Below are 17,091 nucleotides of genomic sequence, written 5' to 3' on the forward strand. Positions count from 1 at the left end.
ATGGGCGGTCACGCGCCCCGGGAGGTGGATATTGACTGAATTTTCAGTTCAAGGCAGGATGTGGGCGCCCCCACCGGCCTGCCCCGGGTGTGCCGACGGTACGCCCCACTCGTCCCGTTTCCGGCGCCCGGGGCGGTCCGCCCCCACTCACCGGAGGTACCGATGGACAAGCCCGACCTCTCCCGACGCAGACTCCTCCGCCTCGGCGCCGCGGCCGTACCGCTCGCAGCCCTCGGCCCCGCGCTGGTAGGCACCGCCTTCGCGGACACCGCCTTCGCCGACACCGCCCCCGCAACTGGCCCCGCGCCGACGCTGCGGATGCCCGCCGAGACCGACCCGCACGTCCGCACCTTCATGGCCTGGCCCGGCCCGAGCGCCGCCTGGGGGCTCCAACTCCCCGCCGTGCAGCGGGACATCGCCAACCTCGCCAAGGAGATCTCCCGCTTCGAACCGGTCGTGATGGTGATCGGACCCGAGCTGGTGGCCGCCGCCGCCCCGCTCTGCGACACCACTGCGGTCCCCGGCTCCCGGGGCATCACCTTCCTGCCGGTCTCCAACGACGACCTGTGGATCCGGGACTTCGGCCCGACTTTCCTGGTCGGCCCGGGAACGGTCGCCGGCCTGGACACCAACTTCAACGGCTGGGGCAAGACCGGCACCAGCTACGAGCAGAACTTCGCCAAGGACGCCAGGGCCGCCGCCGCGCTGCTCGCCCAGTACGGGATCGCGCGCGTCCAGGCCCCGTTCGTCGGGGAGGGCGGCTCACTGGAGACCGACGGGCAGGGCACGCTGCTCGCCACCGTCAGCTCCCTGGTGAACCTCAACCGCAACCCCGGGCTGAGCCAGGACGAGGTCGAGCAGCGGCTCAAGACCTCGCTCGGCATGGAGAAGGTGATCTGGCTGCCCGGCCTGGCGGGCCAGGACATCACTGACGGCCACATCGACTGCGTGGCCCGGTTCAGCGCGCCCGGGCGGGTGATCCTGGACCGGCCGGCGCCGAACAGCACGTCGATGTGGCTCCGCGTCTACACCGAGGCCAAGCGTGTGCTGCAGACCGCCACCGACGCCAGGGGCCGCGCGCTGACGATCGTGGAGCTGCCGGGGCCGGACCACACGAAGATCCGGGGGAAGGGGTCCTCGTTCCTGTCCAGCTACACCAACCACTACACCGTGAACGGGGCCGTCCTCGTGCCGCAGTTCGGGCACCAGGAGGCCGACGACGCGGCCCGGGCGATCCTCGCAGCCGAGTACCCGGGGCGCACCGTGGTGCCGGTGGTCATCGACGCCATCGCCAACGGCGGCGGCGGCATCCACTGCGCGACCCAGTCGCAGCCGGTCGTCCCTGCGGCGGTCTGACCTGCGGGCCGACCGGTCGGCTCAGGCCGGTCGGTCGGCCCGCGCGGGGGCCTCGGGCTTGGCGGCCGGTGCCGTCGCGGGCGCGGGTGCGGGCGCGACCGGCGCGCCCGTGCCAGGGTGCGGCCGGTCCGGGGAAGTCGCTGCCTCGTACGGTTCGTCCACGCCGCTTTGGCCCCGGTGGTGCGCGACGGTCCTGCGGCGGCGGACCTAGGTTCACCGGAGCCCGCAGGCAACCGGCGCACCCGAGGAGCGACGCACGTGAACTGGCTGATCCACGACTACCGCGAGGACGACCTCGCCGCCGTCGTCCATCTGATCGACAGCACCGCCGGGCTCGGGCAGGAGTCGGTGTTCTCGCTCGCCGAGTGCATCGGCGCGCTCACCGCCCGCCAGCCCGCCGTGGTCGCGGTGCACGACGGCCTGCCGATCGGCGCCGCCCTCGCCCAGGTGGCGGGCACGGGCGAACGGGCCTGGGTGATGCGGGTGGCGATCGCCCCGGCCTGGCGCGGGCGCGGCCTGGCCAGCGCGCTGCTGCGGGAGCTGGAGCGGCGGCTGGTCGAGGCCCGGGTGCGACGGATCGCCTATGTGCTGCCAGCGGAGGAACTGCTCGGCGAGGGGCTGCGCAACGCCGGCTACGAACGGCGCCCCGCCGCCGCGTACTTCGAGAAGACCGAGCCCGCCGCGGGTCCCGCCGCCGGCACCCTGGACGAACTCGGCGGGCGCGTGCTGAGCGGGGACCTGTGGGACCAGGTGGCCGGGATGACGGCCGAGAAGGAGCTGATCGAGCGGCGGGTCGTGCTGCCGCTCGCCGAACCGGAGCGCGCCGCCCGGCACGGCGTGCGGCCGCCGCGGGCGATCACCCTGTTCGGGCCGCCCGGCACCGGGAAGACGACCTTCGCCCGGGCCATCGCCTCCCGCCTGGGCTGGCCGTTCGTCGAACTGCTGCCCTCCCGCCTCGCCGACGAGGGCAACCTCGCCGCAGCGCTGCGCGGCGCGTTCACCCGGATCGGCGAGCTGGAGCGGGTGCTGGTGTTCATCGACGAGGTGGAGGAGATCGCGCCCGTGCGCGGCGAGCCCGGTCGGGCGGGGGCCGCACACGGGGTGACCAACGAACTGCTGAAGCTGATCCCCGGATTCCGGGAACGGGACGGCCGGTTGCTGGTCTGCGCCACCAACTCGGTCCGCTCGCTCGACCCGGCGTTCCTGCGCACCGGCCGGTTCGACTACGTCATTCCGATCGGCACCCCCGACCCGGACGCCAGGGCCGCGATCTGGGCGCGCTACGCGCTCGGCACCGACCGGATGGACGTGGACGTCCCCGCGCTGGTGGCCGCGAGCGAGCACTTCTCGCCCGCCGACATCGAGCACGCCGCGCGCCTCGCCGCCCAGACGGCCTTCGAGCGCGACGACGCGGTGCCGGGCGCGACCACCGCGGACCACCTCGCCGCGATCGGCGCGAGCCGCCCGACGGTGACGGCCGCCATGGTGGAGGCGTTCCGGGCGGACATCGGGGCCCACGCCCGGTTGTGACCGCGCTGCCCGACGGCCACCGCCGGACGGCGGGGGGGTCAGCCGAGCGGGTGGTCGCGGCGGACGGCGTCGATGCAGGTGTCCCGGGAGACCGGGCCGCCGAAGCGGAGGCGGTCATAGGTGGTGAACGGCGGTTCCAGGGCGTCGAGTTCGTCCACCAGGGCATGGAGGGCGGACAGCTCGGGGAGCCGGCCGGACGGCCCGTCGGCGGGGCGGCCGAGGGCCTCGGTGATGCCCCGGACGAGTTCCGCCTTGCGGCGCATGGTGACCGGGTGGAGGCGGTGCAGGCAGACGTTCTGGCCGCTGAGGTACGACTCGTACTCCTCCGCGCCCTCCTCCCGGTCCGTCCAGTGGGCCCGGAACCAGTCCGGCAGCTCCGCCAACCCGCCCGCCTCGTCGACCAGTTCGAGAAGGTCGGGGGCGACCATCTCGGTGCCGTCGGAGCGCAGGTAGCCGGGCAGCGGGAGGCGGCCGGCGAGCATGTGGCCCCGGACCTCGTCCGGGTCCCGGCCGTGGCGGGCGCAGAGCGGCTCCAGCGGGGCGAAGTGCCGGTCGACGTAGGCGTCGTCGGCCTCGGTCATCGGGTGCTCGCCGTTGACTTCGAGGTAGCGCCGGGCGAGCCGCGCCCTCGGTGTACCGGTTTCCGTGCTGCCGGTTCCCGTCGTTCCGGTCTCCGTCATGCCGGGTCCTCCTTCGGACGCCGTGGTGTCCCGACCGCGCCGGGTCAGCCGGCCTCGACCGCGTCGGCCTCGGCGGCTCCGTCGCCGGTATCGGTGCCAGTGCCAGTGCCAGTACCGGCGCCGGCGGGGCCGGGGTCGATGCGCACCACCGGGGAGAACGCGGTGCCGAGGAACACTACCGCCTGCACCACGGCCGCGCACACGAAGAGCGTGCGGGTGGGGGAGGCGCCGGAGACCAGCCGGCCGCCGAGCACCGCGCCGAGCGGGATGGTCGCGTAGGCGGCGGCCCGGCTGACCGACACCACCCGGCCGATCACCTCGGAGGGCACCACCTTCTGCCGGGCGGTGAACCAGCTGACGATGACCAATGAGGTGGCGACGCCCTCCACGCCCCAGGCGACCAGCACCGCCCACCAGGTGGGTACCAGTGCGGGCAGGACCATGGTCGCCCCGGACAGTCCCATGCCGAACGCCAGCAGCGGGCCGAGGCGGTAGCGGTCCGTCAGGCGCGGTGCGAGCACCCCGCCCAGCACGGCGCCGAGTCCCTGGGCGCCGAGGACGAGGCCGAGCACGACCTTCGGCTTCTCCTCGACCTCCAGGACGAGGTAGAAGAGGCTGCCCTCGACCGTCCACGCGGCGAGGTTGGACAGGGCCATCAGCACGGTGCCCCAGAGCACCGCCCGCATGGTCCGCAGGGCCCGCAGGCCGTCGGCGAAGTCCTTGGCGATCCGGGCGGCCGTGGTCGGCCCCGAGGTGGGGGCCGGGGTGGTGGCGATGGAGGTGATCAGCAGCGCGGAGGCCCCGAAGGAGAGCGCGTTGACCAGCGCGGAGACCGGCACGCCCAGTGCCGCGACGGCGGTGATGCCGGCCACCGGGCCGATGAAGCCGAGTGCGCTGTCGACTGTCTGGGTCCAGGAGTTGACCCGGGCGAGCCGCCGCTCGGGCACCACGTCGACCAGGAAGCCCTGGAACGCCGGGAAGTAGAACGGCCGGACGCAGGCGAGCAGGAACGCGCAGAGGTAGATCGCGGCCAGCGGCGGACGGTCCAGCGTGGCCAGCGCGGTGACGGCGAGTGCCAGCACGGCGGAGGAGAGGTCGCAGAGGATCATCACCCGGCGGCGGTCGAACCGGTCCGCGATGACGCCGGCGAAGAGTCCGATCACAATGTAGGGGATGAACTCGATCGCGTAGGCGAGGGCGGTCGAGGTGGCCGATCCGGTGATTTTCAGGACGAGGACCGGAATGGCCAGCCGGTAGATCCAGTCGCCGATTCCGGAGACCAGGAATGCGGCGCGCAGGCGGATGTCCGCCGGGCCCGGGGTCGGACGTTCCTCGATCGGCTTCGCGGTGGGCACCGGCGTTCTCCTATGCACTTTTTTCGACGGTGGATCGGTGGAAAGAAAGAGATGTTCCGTTGTCGTTCCGGGAACGGCCGGAATCCCGGCGGGCGCCGTCGGTGCGGCGTTCCCGCCGGGTTCCCGGCCGGTCGCGGGCCGTGGGTCCGCGGTCGCGGAACTTCGGGGTCGCCGGGTCAGAAGGGGAGCTCCTCCCGGTCGACCCGGGTCAGCCACTCGGCGCCGGCGGCGGGCCGGGCGTCGCGGCAGACGGCGCAGTCGGGGTCGCGGGTCCAGGTCTCGGCCTGGCGCACCCGGGGGTTGTGGAAGGTCTGCTCCAGCAGCCGGCCCACCGCGAGCGGCGGGCAGACCCGGGAGGCCAGCCGGACCATCTCGGAGACCATGTGGGCGGCGGCGACCACCACCAGCCCGTTGAAGGCGGCGGTGTCCTCGCCGTAGGCGCTGCCCTCGCGGTCGATGTCGTCGAGCACGTCCAGCACCATCCGCGAGGTCGGGTCGTCCCGGCGGACCTGGCCGTACCAGCACTCCACGCAGCCGCTGACGCCGGGCACCATCGTGTAGTGGATGGCCCGCTGGGTGTCGACGCCGCCGCCGATCAGGGTGGCGCCGGCCCGGACGCAGCCCTCGTTGAGCCAGTGCGCGACGTGCACCTTGGGGCGGTCGACCACGGCGATCACGATGTCCCGGTCGTGCACCACCGCGTAGACGTCGTCGGCGGACATCAGCTTGGTCTCGACCGCGTCGACCCGCACCCGGCTGTTCAGCCGGCGGGCCCGCTCGGCGGCGACATGGACCTTGGTGCGGCCGACGTCCGGCTCGCCGTAGATGATCTGGCGGTTGAAGTTGGAGACCTCGATCTTGTCGAAGTCGACGATCCGGATGTCCGTGAAGCCGATCGCGACCAGGTCGATCAGGGTGTGCGAGCCGATGCCGCCGACGCCGAGCACGGCCACCCGGGCGTCGCGGATGCGGCGCTGGAACTCGTACTTGGAGGTCCCCAGGGAGGCGTAGGTCTCGAAGAAGCCCAGGTTGTTGGACCAGCGCTCGCGGGCGGCCGCGTCGAAGTCCTCGCCCCGGTCGGCGGTGTCCTGCACCAGGCCGCTCGCGTCCAGGTCGTCGACGGCCTCGCGCACGTCCTCGGCGGTGAGATCGGGGTAGTCGGCGCTGAGGTCGCGGTGGAGGGCGTCCAGGTCGCGGGTGCCGTCCAGGAGCTGGAGCAGTCTCAGCACGCGGCCGTCGGTGTCCTCCAGCGAGGTCAGATCACCGCCGAGGCGGAAGTGGACCGAGCCGTCGGAAACGAAGTAGGGGATGCTCGTCTTGAGCGCGGGACGTGCCACGAATACCCCTCCGGGGACTGGGCGACGGAAATCATGGAAATACCGGTCCGGTAATGTGCGGAGGAGTTCCGGACGGGTGCGGCGGGGCGTCGTTGCGAAGGAAGCCCCGCCGCATTTCAGGCTCAGCCCTTGGCGGTGCTGGCGGCGCTGCTGTAGCGCTTGGTGGACTTCTTGATCATTGGAATCACCTCCCCCCTCCGATCGGACTCCATGCTATTCATCGCCGAACTTCCCGGACAAGATGTAAGAACACCTTTTCGCGGGGGGATCTTCAGTTTCCGCCGGCCCGGACGGAAAGTCCCAGGTATTCGGCCTGGAAAGCCAGCACATCGGCGAAATAGGCGAGCCGCCCGGTGCGGGCGCGGGCCCCGTGCCCGACGCCGACCTCCTGGCGGAGCAGCACCGGGCGGTCCGAGGAGGTGGCGCGCTGCAGGGCGGCGCACATCTTCCGGGCGTGCAGCGGGTCGACCCTGACGTCGTCCTCGAACGCGGTCAGCAGCACGGCCGGGTAGGCGGTGCCCGCCGCCACCCGGTGGTAGGGCGAGTAGCCGAGCAGCCAGCCGAGTTCCTCCGGATCCTCCCGGGTGCCGAACTCGTCGGTCCAGTAGGGGCCGTAGCCGCTCAGCTCGTAGCGGGCCATGTCCAGCGGGGCGGCGGTGGCCGCCACCGCCGCGAACAGCCCTGGGCGCTGGGTCGCCGCCGCGCCGACCAGGAGGCCGCCGGCGCTCTGGCCGAACGCGCCGAGCCCGTCGGGCGGACACAGGCCCCGGTCGTGCAGCGCGCGGGCGGCGGCGAGGAAGTCGTCGACGCCGTTCTGCTTGTGCTCGCGCATCCCGGCGCGGTGCCAGCCCTCGCCGTGCTCGCCGCCGCCGCGCACCCGGGCCACCGCGAACTGGCCGCCCAGGGCGGCCCAGGCGAGCGCCGCCGCGTAGTAGTCGGCGACCTGCGGTTCGCCGAAGGCGCCGTAGCCCTGGAGCACGGTCGGCAGCGGGCCGGTCGGGCGGTCGGCGGGCCGGGTGAGCAGCACCGTCACTTCGGTGCCGTCCGCGGAGGCGCAGCGCAGTTCGGAGACCAGTACGGCGGGGACGTCCGGGGTGCCCGGCGCCTGCCACACCGCAGTCGTGCCCCGGCGGGCGTTGTAGTGGTGGACGGTCTCCGGGGTGGTGGGGTCGGAGTAGCCGAACCAGGCCTCGTGGCCGCCCTGGCGGAAGGTCAGGTCGGTGACAACGCCGGTGCCGGGCAGGGGGACTGCGCCGAGCGGTGCGCCGGTGCGCAGGTCGTGCCGGGTGATCCGGCCGTGGCCGCCGGCCGAGCGGAGCACCAGCAGCAGCGGGACCGGCAGCGCGGGGTCGTCGAGGACGGCGAAGGACTCCAGGACCTCGTGCTCGTGCTCCGGGACGAGGGTGCGCGGACGCTCCGGCGCCGCCGGGTCCAGGACCAGGATCCGGCCCCGGTCCGCGTCGAGGTCGGTGAGCACGTACAGCAGGCCGTCGGTGGCGGGCCAGGGGGAGCTCCAGCCGCCGTCCAGGGCGGTCAGCGGGCGCCAGTCGGGCTTCTCCGGGGTGCCGAGGGCCAGGTCGGCGATCCGGATCCGGTTGCCGCTGGAGAGGCCGTCGGCGGTGGCGGTCACCAGCAGCCGGCCGTCCGCGCCGAGCAGGACGTCCAGCTCGGCGGGCGGTCCGTCGTCGGCGTCGGCGTCGGTGTCGGTGTTGTGGTCGTGGTCGGGTCGGTCGGTGGGCGCCGCGGCGCCGGAGACTTCGGTGTCGGCGGTCGGGTCCTCGCCGATCCGGTGCAGGTACAGCCGGGCGCCACCGGTGCCGTCCGCGCCACTGCCCGGGCCGCCGCGTACGTGGTAGAAGGCCTCCGGTCCGCCCGACCAGGCGACATCGCCGTACGGGCAGCCGGTGATCGGCCCGTCCACCGTGCGGCCGGTCGCCACCTCCAGCACGTGCAGGGTGTACTCCTCGGCGCCGCCCTCGGCGGTCTGCACGGCGACCAGCGTGCCGGTCGGGTCGGGTGTCCAACCGCCCAGCACGGTACGGCCGGTGGGGTCGTGGCGGTGCGGGTCGAACAGGATCCGGCGGCTGCCGGAAGGGTCGGCGACCGCCAGTGCGGGGTGCTCGTCCGAGGGTCCGCGGACCGTGAAGAAGGCCAGTCCGCCCGCGGGTCGGGGCGGGGTCAGATGCTCGAAGGCGGTGAGCCGGGCCATCGCGGCCCGGAACGCTTCCACGGCCGGCCAGCCGTCGCGCAGCCGGTCGAACAGCCGCCGCTGGCCGGCCGACCACTCCTGGGTCGCGGGGGCGTCGGCGTCCTCCAGGGCGCGGTAGGGGTCGGGGACGTCGCGCCCGCCCAGCCGGTCGACGGTGTCGCCGGGTGCGACGGGCGGGTATTCCGGCCGCCCGGCCGGGTCGATCGGCATCATGGCCCCCTCCAACCGGCGTGCGGACGGAACGGAGATCGCCACTCGGGGGCGGCCCGCTGGCCGGCCGCCGTCGAGAGCGCCGATATCCTAGCGACGGTTTCCGCGTACTCGTCAATGGCCTTGTCGGGAACGGTATTTCGGCCGACGGGAGGGCTGGGGCGGGCTCGGTCGGGAGGTGCACACGCACGACTGCTGCGGACCTGGGTGTTCGGCGGGCGGGCGGTGGTCGTGCGGCGACGGTGCCCGGGCCGTGGGGCGCCGGATGAGAATTCGCGACGAACACGTGTCCGTCCTCCCGCGGTTGCCGGGGGCCGTCGACAGGTCGCCGACGACCTGTCGGGCAGGGTGTGCGAGCCGTAGCGGGCCCGACGGGGGATCCGCTAGAGTCCCTCCGCCCATCATCAAGATCATCGGGGGAAACCTTGCCGTCCGAGGCAACGAAGGAGCGCGGCGGTGCGAACGCACTCGGCTGGGCGCTCACCATCGGCCTGAACGTCGTCGCGCCGATCATCACCTACAACCAGCTCACCGAGCACGGCTACGGTGAGTTCACCGCGCTGGTGATCTCGGCCGTCTGGCCCGCCGTCGATCTGGGCGTCTACCTGGCGTGGCAGCGGCGGGTGGACGAGTTCGCGGCGGTGTCGCTGCTGTTCCTGGGGCTGACCGTGGTGGTCACCCTGGCCGGGCCGGCCGACGCGCACTTCCTGCTGGTCAAGGACTCGGTGATCACGGGCCTGTTCGGAGTGATCTGCCTGGCCAGCCTGGCCGCGCCCCGGCCGCTGATGTTCTTCTTCGGCCGCAAGTTCGCCACCGACGGCTCGGCCTCGTCGCTGGAGCGCTGGGAGGGGCTCTGGGCACTGCCCGGGTTCCGGCGGGTCCAGCGCAATCTGACCATCGGCTGGGGAGTGGCCTATCTGCTGGAGGCCGGGCTGCGGGTCGGGCTCTCGTACGTGCTCGACACCGACGCGATGCAGGCGCTGAACACGGTGCTGTCGCTGGGTGTGACGGCGCTGCTGATCACCTGGACGATCGCCTACGCCAAGCGGGCCCGGGCCCGGGGCGCGGCCGCCGGTGCGGAGCGGGCGGCGGCGGAGCAGGCGGCAGGGGAGCAGCGGGCAGTGGAGCAGGCCGAGGCGGCGAAGGTCTGACCCGGCGGCGGGACGACGCCGCCGCAGCACCACTCGACCCCGCCGGCGCGCCTTCGGCGGGGTCGAGTCGTGGTGCGGTGCAGAGCAGAGCTGTGCTGAGCGGCGCTGTGCCGGCCGGTCAGACCGCCGGGGCGGCGACCGGTGCGCGCTCGGCGGTCGGCGCGGCCGGGGCGAGGGCCCGGTCGGCCAGGGTGCCGAAGAGCAGGGCGAACCCCGTCCACAGCACCACCTGGAGGCCGATCGAGGCGAGCCGGAAGTCCCACAGCAGCGCGGCCGGGAAACCGTCCGGGATCGCGTCGTCGTTGGGCGGCAGGACGAAGGCCAGCACGGCCATCACCACGGCGTAGCCGAGGCCGGCCGCGACGGTGGCGTTCCAGGTGCCCAGGCGCGGGGCCAGGCGCTTGCCGAGGATCACCGCGGCGACGCCGATCAGCACACTGAGCGCGATCATCAGGAAGAACAGCGCGGTGCGCTTCCCGATGGTGTCCGGATTGCCGACCGCCGGCGGGTTCGCCGGGTACTTGAGGAACGGCACGAAGTAGACGGTGACGAAGGCCGCGCCCGCGACCAGCGCGGCGGTGGCCCGGGGGCCGAACCGGCCGATCCGGCCGAGGGCGAAGCAGAACGCCAGCGCGGCGATCCCGCCGACCGCGACGCCGTACACCAGCACGCCGGTGGCGAGACCGGCGGTGGACTGGAGGTCCCGGCTGACCAGTTCCTCCTCCTCACCCCCGGCGTCGGCGGCCTCGTGCTCGTGCGCGGCGGCGTCCCCGGTGCCGGCCGCGGCCGCGGAGCCGCCGCCGTGGTCGTGGTGCCCGGCCGGTGCGGAGCTGGCCTGCTCCTGCGCGATGGAGTCCGAGACGGGGCCCTCGCCGACGGTGTAGGCGAAGACGAAGGCCACCAGCCCGGCTATCAGACCGGCCAGCAGACCGCGCAGCAGGAGCCTGCCGACGGTGCCGGACGGCATGGTTGCGGAGTTGTTCATCGGTGCGTGTTCTCCGGGATCAGTGGCAGGGGAAGCCGAGCAGGTGCCGACCGTCGTGCACCCATTCGTGCACAGTCGCACCGGAGAAGACCGAGGTGGCGCCCTGCTCGGCGCCGACGAAGTAGAGCAGGACCAGCATCAGGGTGCCGAGGAACAGCGCCCAGGGCAGGATCGCGCGGATCGGCAGCGATGCGGGGGCGGAGCCGGCCGAGGGCAGGCTGGGGGACAAGACGGACTGGGCCATGGCAGGACCTCCTGGGGGAAACACGCGTCCCGTTCGGTGGAGCTCGGACGACGGCCTTCGGGTCTGACTTGCCGGGCCCCGCCGTTGCGTGAGGTGGCCTGGTCCGGCATACAGTGGCGCGACCGTGCCGGATTCGCACCGGACTTCCGTCTCGCCGTCGTCTTCAGTTGTCGGGGGAGACCGTAGCGCCCGGTGACGACGGCGCCAAGGGCGCTCACGGAATCGTTGTCGTGGCGCGACCTGCGGATTCGCGCGCCGGGAGGGCGCGGAGCACGGCGCTCCGAGGGCCCCCAAGGGTGACAGGTGTACGAAGGGGGAAAACACGTGACGGTACGGGTGATCTTCGTCTCCCCGGCGATCGGACCCGAACTGCGGCAGGCACGGTTCGCCGACGAAGCCTCCGCGTACGGGGTCGGCGCGGTGGACGACGGTGCGGCAGCGCGCGGCGGTGACGCACCGGACGGCGGTGACGCGCTGGACGAGGCCGGGGTGCGCGCGGCCCGCGCCCTGCGGCCGGACCTCTCGGCGGCGTCCCACCGCTTCGTCTCGCCCTCGGCCCGCTGCCGCCGCACGGCCGAGGAGCTCGGCCTCGCCGACGCGGTCGCCGAGCCCGCGCTGCGCGGCTGCGCCGCCGGGCGCTGGTGGGGGCGGACCCTCGACGAGGTGGCGGCCGAGGAGCCGGAGGCGCTGATGGCCTGGCTCGCCGATCCGGCAGCGGCCCCGCACGGGGGCGAGTCGGTGCGGCAGCTGTGCGCCAGGGTCGCCGGGTGGTTGGACGGGACGGCGGCCGGGCTCACCGGCCGGGTCCTGGTGGTCGCCGAGCCGGACACCGTCCGGGCGGCGGCCGTGCACGCGCTCGGCGTCCCGGACCAGGCGTTCCGGCGCCTGGACGTGCCCCCGCTGGCGGTGGTCGAACTGACCGGTCGGGCCGGCCGCTGGAACCTCCGCCTCGGCTGAACCCGCCGCAGCCTGAACCCGCTGCGGTCAGAAGCGTTCCAGGTCGAGCCTCCAGTCGTTGCAGCGGATCGGGTGGCCGGGCGGGTACTCGAAGTCCTGCGGCCCCAGGAGTTCGAAGCCCGCCGCCCGGCAGACCGCGTTCGACGCCGGATGGTCCACCTTGGGGAAGGCGTGCAGGTGGCGGCGCGAGCCCTCGGCCCGGGCCCGCTCCGCCACGGCGAGGGCGGCGGCCGTGGCCACGCCCCGGCGCTGGAAGGCGGGAAGCACGGCCCAGCCCGTCTCGTACACCTGCTCGCCGGCCCACTCACGGCCCCAGAAGCCGATGCTCCCGGCCGTCGTCCCCGCCGCCCCGGCCACTTCCGCCGCCCCCGTCGGCAACAGCACGATCCGGAACATCCGCCCCGCGCCGGTGCGGTCGGCGCTCAGGTCGACGTACCGGCGGTGGCGGCGGGCGAGCGCCTCCTCGGACTCCGGGCCGCCGAGGTGGGTCGTCAGCTCCGGCGCGTTGAGGGCGCGCAGCAGCTCGGCGTCGCCCTCCGACCAGGGCTCCAGGCGTACGGCGGCGCGGTTCTCGTCCATGGCCGTACGGTAGCGGCCGCCTCCGACAAGTGGCCCGGTCGGGCGTTCGGCCCGTCCCGTCGACGGTGGCGGCCGCCCGGTCAGGCGGCTCTACCTTGTTGGACGGGTTGATCTGGCCATTCGTAGGGTTGGGTCGCCCAGGGGTGCTGGGTGTGGCTTTCAGGCGGCTGCCGTCTTGTGGCTTCCCTCGCTTCGCCGCCCGGCACCCCACGACGACTCGGCCGCCGATTAGGAAGTGCGAGCAAGTCGCTGAGTAGAGCAATGCCGGCGAGGTCGTCCGTGGTACGAACAGCACGAACGCGCACGTCAGGAGCATGATGAGCCGGATATGGGCGGGGATCGACAGCGGCAAGGGCCACCACCACGGCCTGGCCCTCGACGCGGACGGCAGGACCCGGCTGTCGCGGCGGGTCGCCAACGACGAGCAGCGCGGCGACGATCGCGCGGACCCGGGGCCGCAGGGCCTCCACCCGGTGGGGGCCGAAGGCGGGGGCGGTCAGGGTGCGCAGCCGGTGGTGGTCCTCGCCGTCGCTGGTGAACATGCTCTCGACCGCGACCCAGCTGGCCAGCGGCCAGTCCGGGCCGACCCGGCCGTCGATCCACTCGGGCCAGTGGCGGCGGGCGTTCTTGGCGAGCCGGTGGTCGGCGAGGAGCCGCCGGGCGACCTCGGCGCGGGTCACCGACCAGGCGAGGACCTTGCCGGGGAGTTCGACCCGGACGGCCGGGCCGTGGGTGCGCAGGTGGGCGGCCTCGGCGTGCAGGTCGGCGGCGTGGGGGTCGAGGACGTGGGAGAACGGGCAGCGGGGTTCCACGGGGCCCTCCTTGGTCGGGGAGCGGCGGGCCGGACGGTCGGCCGGTTGTGACCGTACGGCGGGTGCGGTGGCGGGGAAAGGGCGCTCCGCAGGGTGCGCGGGCGCCCCCGGCGGCGCGCCCGCGCGCGGTGCGGAGCGTTCGGTGGGGAGCGTTCGGCGCGGCTTCACCGGTGCCGGGCCCGAGGGCACGGACGGGCCGGGCCTGCGGGCGTCCTTATGACAACAGCATTGACGTGTCTCGAAGCCGCCGGTTTCATGGCTCGCACTTCACCCCCACCCCCACACCCCCCCACCAGCAAGGCGGTGATCCCTTGGCATCGACGGCGAAGGTCATGGGCAGCGGTCCGAGAGCGGACAGCAGCGGCCCCCAGGACTCCATGCCCCGCTCCCTCGGCCTTCTCGACGGGGCGGCGATCGCCGCCTCCAGTACCGCCGCGACCAGCAGTATCGGCATCGGCCTCGGCCTGATGGCCGGTGTCGTCGGGCTCCACCTCCCCGCGATCATGCTGCTGGCCTTCCTCCCCGTGCTGGCCATCGCCGGCGGCTACGGGCGGCTGAACCGCTCGGAGCCGGACGCCGGCAGCAGCTACAGCTGGGTGGGGCGCACGCTCAACCCCTGGCTAGGCTTCCTCACCGGCTGGGTGAACACCGTCGGCACCGTGGTGTTCATGGCCTACACCACGACCGTGACCGGCTCCTCGATCGTCCAGCTCCTCGACGAGGCGCACCTGCGCAGCGTCGCCGGGCTGCGGCTGGACGCCGACTCGACCGTGCAGTGCACCCTGATCGGCCTGGTCGTCCTGGTCGCCGCCGCGCTGGTCGCGGTGCGCGGGCTGGGCCTGGCGGCGAGGCTGCAGAAGGCGCTGCTGGTGTTCGAGTACGCCGTCCTGCTCGGTTTCTGCGGCTACGGGCTGTTCGCCGGCGACCAGCCGTTCTCGCTCGACTGGTTCAACCCGCTCACGATCCCCTCCTTCGACGCGGTGGCCCAGGGCATGGTGCTCGCGGTGTTCTGCTACTGGGGCTTCGAGTCGGTGTTCAGCGTCGGCGAGGAGGTCCACGACCCCCGGGACGCCTCCCGGGCCGGCACCCTCGCCCTGGTCGTGATGCTGCTGCTGTTCCTGCTCGCCGGCACGGCCTTCCAGCGGGTGCTGCCGCTGGACGAACTGGCGGACAACGGCGCCCACGGCCTCACCTACTTCGGCGCCCGGCTCGCCGACCAGCCGCTGGCCGCGCTGCCGCTGATCGCGCTGATGTTCTCCGCGGTGGCCTCGCTGCAGTCCTCGGTGATCCCCACCGCCCGCGGGCTGTTCGCGATGGGCCGGGACGGCGTGCTCGGCCCGGTCTGGACGAAGCTGCACCCCAAGCACCGGACGCCCGCGGTCGGCACCCTGCTGATCACCGCGGTCGCGGTGGCCCTGGCGCTGTGCTCGATCGTCATCCCGACCGTCAACGACCTCATCTCGGCGGCCGTCAACGCGATCGGCATCATCGTCGCCCTCTACTACGCGCTCACCGCGGTCGCGGCCGCCGTCCGGTTCCGCCACCTGCTGCGCACCGACCTGCTGGAGGGGCTGCGCGCGGTGGTCGGCCCGCTGCTCGGTGCGGCGGTCCTGCTGGTCGTCGGCGGCTACCTCACCTGGACCTTCTACGACTCCGCCGACCACTTCGAACTCTCCGCCGACAACGGCTGGTTCGAGCTCACCGTCGTGGTACTGATGATCGTCACCGGTCTGCCGGCGGCGGCCTGGGCGCGCTGGCGGCGGCGCTCGGCGTACTTCCTCGGCGAGGCCGCGGGTACACCCGAGAAGGCCTGAGGACGACCGACGGCGCGGGCCCGGTGCACCCCCACACACCGGGCCCGCGCTCTCCCGCCGCGCACGGCACGCCGCACACCCGCCGCGCACGGCACCCCGCACACCCGCACCACCCGAGAACGGAGCACCACCCATGACCAAGGCCGATCTGGTCTTCACCCGCGGTCCCGTGCACACCGGCGACGCCGCCCGCACCCGGGCGACCGGTCTGGCCGTCACCGGCGGCCGGATCACCGCCGTCGGCCACGACGAGGTCCGGGACCTGATCGGCCCGGACACCGAGGTCGTCGACCTCACCGGCAAGCTGCTGCTGCCGGGCTTCCAGGACGCGCACATCCACGCCGTCTTCGGCGGTACCGAGCTGGCCGTCTGCGACCTCACCGGAACCGTCGGCGTGGCCGACTACCTGGAGCGGATCCGCGCCTACGCCGACGCGAACCCCGACCAGGAGTGGATCACCGGCAGCGGCTGGTCGATGGAGAGCTTCGAGGGCGGCCTGCCGACCCGGCAGCTGCTCGACTCCGTCGTCCCGGACCGTCCGGTCTACCTCACCAACCGGGACCACCACGGCGCCTGGGCCAACACCCGGGCCCTGGAACTCGCCGGTGTCGACCGCGACACCCCCGACCCGGCGGACGGCCGGATCGAGCGCGAGGCCGACGGCACCCCGAGCGGAGTGCTCCAGGAGGGCGCCACCGGCCTGGTGGCCCGGCTGGTGCCGCCGATCACCGCCGCCGACCGGCTGGAGGGGCTGCTGCGGGCGCAGCGGCTGCTGCACTCGCTCGGCATCACCGGCTGGCAGGACGCGCTGCTCGGCGAGTTCAACGGCCAGCCGGACCCGTCCGACGCCTATCTGACCGCCGCGCGCTCCGGCGCGCTGACCGCCCGGGTGAACGGCGCGCTCTGGTGGGAGCGCGAGCGGGGCGCCGAGCAGATCGCCGAACTCGTCGAGCGCCGCGCGGCCTCGGCGCACGGCCGGTTCCGGGCCGGCTCGGTGAAGATCATGCAGGACGGCATCGCGGAGAACTTCACCGCCGCGATGACCAGCCCCTACCTGGACGGCTGCGGCTGCGCCACCGCCAACTCCGGCCTCAGCTTCGTCGATCCGCTCGCCCTGCGCGAGTACGTCACCGCACTCGACGCGCTGGACTTCCAGGTGCACTTCCACGCGCTCGGCGACCGGGCGGTGCGCGAGGCGCTGGACGCGGTCGAGGCCGCCCGCGCCGCCAACGGCCGGCGCGACACCCGCCACCACCTCGCGCACCTCCAGGTGGTCCACCCCGACGACCTGCCCCGGTTCGCCCGGCTCGGCGCGATCGCCAACATCCAGCCGCTGTGGGCGGCGCACGAGCCGCAGATGGACGAGCTGACCATCCCCTTCCTCGGCCCGGAGCGGGCCTCCTGGCAGTACCCGTTCGGCGCGCTGCTGCGGGCCGGGGCCACCCTGGCGGCGGGCAGCGACTGGCCGGTGAGCAGCCCGGACCCGCTGGCCGGACTGCACGTCGCGGTCAACCGGCGGGAGCCGGAGGCCGAGGACGACCGGGTGTTCCTGCCCGAGCAGCGGCTCGACCTGGCCTCCGCGATCGCCGCCTACACGGCCGGCACCGCCCATGTGAACGGGTTCGACGACGCCGGGGTGCTCGCGCCCGGCCTGCTGGCCGACCTGGTCGTCCTGGACCGCGACATCCTCACCGGCCCGCCCGAGGAGATCGCGTCGGCCCGGGTGCTGCGCACCTACGTCGGCGGCGAGCTGGTCCACGCCGCCGAGTGACACCCGACTGACGTTCGACTGACGTCGCGTCAACTGCCGTCCGGGCCCCGGGGTGCTCCCCGGGGCCCGTCGCGTTCCCGACGGTGCGTGCTCCGACGCGC

14 protein-coding genes are annotated in these 17,091 nt (G+C 73.7%); 6 read left to right on the top strand and 8 right to left on the bottom strand.

The genetic code is table 11. The annotated features are described in order from the left end of the window. The first annotated feature begins 162 nt into the window (after window positions 1–162). Window positions 163–1,356: an agmatine deiminase family protein gene (locus tag OG715_RS36890; RefSeq protein WP_266272914.1), complete on the top strand. Its 1,194-nt coding sequence runs from the start codon at window positions 163–165 to the stop codon at window positions 1,354–1,356. Window positions 1,357–1,614: 258 nt separating this feature from the next. Continuing rightward, on the top strand, window positions 1,615–2,886 hold the full coding sequence (locus tag OG715_RS36895) for an ATP-binding protein (protein WP_266272913.1): 1,272 nt from the start codon (window positions 1,615–1,617) through the stop codon (window positions 2,884–2,886). Window positions 2,887–2,924: 38 nt separating this feature from the next. Here OG715_RS36895 and OG715_RS36900 read toward each other — a convergent pair whose 3' ends face one another. From OG715_RS36900 to OG715_RS36915, 4 genes are all read right to left on the bottom strand, one after another. Then, a complete protein-coding gene (locus tag OG715_RS36900; protein ID WP_266272912.1) occupies window positions 2,925–3,566 on the bottom strand; it encodes a DUF6058 family natural product biosynthesis protein in 642 nt (213 codons plus the stop codon). Window positions 3,567–3,610: 44 nt separating this feature from the next. Beyond that, the gene (locus OG715_RS36905; protein WP_266272911.1) at window positions 3,611–4,921 is read right to left on the bottom strand and encodes an MFS transporter; all 1,311 of its coding nucleotides are present in this window, start codon (window positions 4,919–4,921) and stop codon (window positions 3,611–3,613) included. 176 nt (window positions 4,922–5,097) lie between these two features. After that, complete coding sequence (locus tag OG715_RS36910; protein WP_266272910.1) at window positions 5,098–6,258, bottom strand: HesA/MoeB/ThiF family protein; 1,161 nt, start codon at window positions 6,256–6,258, stop codon at window positions 5,098–5,100. Window positions 6,259–6,529: 271 nt separating this feature from the next. Further along, a complete protein-coding gene (locus OG715_RS36915) occupies window positions 6,530–8,680 on the bottom strand; it encodes a prolyl oligopeptidase family serine peptidase (RefSeq protein ID WP_266272909.1) in 2,151 nt (716 codons plus the stop codon). 422 nt (window positions 8,681–9,102) lie between these two features. On the opposite strand from OG715_RS36915, the gene OG715_RS36920 reads away from it, so the two are divergent. Continuing rightward, complete coding sequence (locus OG715_RS36920; RefSeq protein ID WP_266272908.1) at window positions 9,103–9,828, top strand: VC0807 family protein; 726 nt, start codon at window positions 9,103–9,105, stop codon at window positions 9,826–9,828. Window positions 9,829–9,946: 118 nt separating this feature from the next. Here the strand turns inward: OG715_RS36920 and OG715_RS36925 are convergent, their stop codons facing one another. Together OG715_RS36925 and OG715_RS36930 are read right to left on the bottom strand one after the other, a co-directional pair. After that, window positions 9,947–10,795 carry a CbtA family protein gene (locus tag OG715_RS36925; RefSeq protein WP_266274571.1) on the bottom strand — a complete coding sequence of 283 codons (849 nt, stop codon included), beginning with the start codon at window positions 10,793–10,795 and terminating at the stop codon, window positions 9,947–9,949. A gap of 37 nt (window positions 10,796–10,832) precedes the next feature. Next, on the bottom strand, window positions 10,833–11,057 hold the full coding sequence (locus OG715_RS36930) for a CbtB domain-containing protein (protein WP_030394041.1): 225 nt from the start codon (window positions 11,055–11,057) through the stop codon (window positions 10,833–10,835). Between the two features lie 324 nt (window positions 11,058–11,381). Between OG715_RS36930 and OG715_RS36935 the strand changes: the two genes are divergently transcribed. Beyond that, on the top strand, window positions 11,382–12,014 hold the full coding sequence (locus OG715_RS36935) for a histidine phosphatase family protein (RefSeq protein WP_266272907.1): 633 nt from the start codon (window positions 11,382–11,384) through the stop codon (window positions 12,012–12,014). Window positions 12,015–12,041: 27 nt separating this feature from the next. Here the strand turns inward: OG715_RS36935 and OG715_RS36940 are convergent, their stop codons facing one another. Both OG715_RS36940 and OG715_RS36945 read right to left on the bottom strand, forming a co-directional pair. Then, on the bottom strand, window positions 12,042–12,593 hold the full coding sequence (locus tag OG715_RS36940; RefSeq protein WP_266272906.1) for a GNAT family N-acetyltransferase: 552 nt from the start codon (window positions 12,591–12,593) through the stop codon (window positions 12,042–12,044). Window positions 12,594–12,673: 80 nt separating this feature from the next. Continuing rightward, window positions 12,674–13,405 carry a cytochrome P450 family protein gene (locus tag OG715_RS36945; RefSeq protein ID WP_266274754.1) on the bottom strand — a complete coding sequence of 244 codons (732 nt, stop codon included), beginning with the start codon at window positions 13,403–13,405 and terminating at the stop codon, window positions 12,674–12,676. Between the two features lie 332 nt (window positions 13,406–13,737). On the opposite strand from OG715_RS36945, the gene OG715_RS36950 reads away from it, so the two are divergent. Then, window positions 13,738–15,219: an APC family permease gene (locus OG715_RS36950; RefSeq protein ID WP_327064237.1), complete on the top strand. Its 1,482-nt coding sequence runs from the start codon at window positions 13,738–13,740 to the stop codon at window positions 15,217–15,219. A gap of 133 nt (window positions 15,220–15,352) precedes the next feature. After that, complete coding sequence (locus OG715_RS36955) at window positions 15,353–16,990, top strand: amidohydrolase (RefSeq protein ID WP_266272904.1); 1,638 nt, start codon at window positions 15,353–15,355, stop codon at window positions 16,988–16,990. Window positions 16,991–17,091: the final 101 nt, after the last annotated feature.

The sequence above is a fragment of the Kitasatospora purpeofusca genome (assembly GCF_036010405.1).
Lineage (GTDB): Bacteria > Actinomycetota > Actinomycetes > Streptomycetales > Streptomycetaceae > Kitasatospora > Kitasatospora purpeofusca.

Excerpts from the sequence above, each read along its gene's own strand:
- OG715_RS36940 (WP_266272906.1), bottom strand. The coding sequence starts at position 12,593 with ATGGACGAGAACCGCGCCGCCGTACGCCTGGAGCCCTGGTCGGAGGGC.
- OG715_RS36900 (WP_266272912.1), bottom strand. The coding sequence starts at position 3,566 with ATGACGGAGACCGGAACGACGGGAACCGGCAGCACGGAAACCGGTACA.
- OG715_RS36955 (WP_266272904.1), top strand. The coding sequence starts at position 15,353 with ATGACCAAGGCCGATCTGGTCTTCACCCGCGGTCCCGTGCACACCGGC.
- OG715_RS36925 (WP_266274571.1), bottom strand. The coding sequence starts at position 10,795 with ATGCCGTCCGGCACCGTCGGCAGGCTCCTGCTGCGCGGTCTGCTGGCC.
- OG715_RS36915 (WP_266272909.1), bottom strand. The coding sequence starts at position 8,680 with ATGATGCCGATCGACCCGGCCGGGCGGCCGGAATACCCGCCCGTCGCA.
- OG715_RS36890 (WP_266272914.1), top strand. The coding sequence starts at position 163 with ATGGACAAGCCCGACCTCTCCCGACGCAGACTCCTCCGCCTCGGCGCC.
- OG715_RS36950 (WP_327064237.1), top strand. The coding sequence starts at position 13,738 with ATGGGCAGCGGTCCGAGAGCGGACAGCAGCGGCCCCCAGGACTCCATG.
- OG715_RS36930 (WP_030394041.1), bottom strand. The coding sequence starts at position 11,057 with ATGGCCCAGTCCGTCTTGTCCCCCAGCCTGCCCTCGGCCGGCTCCGCC.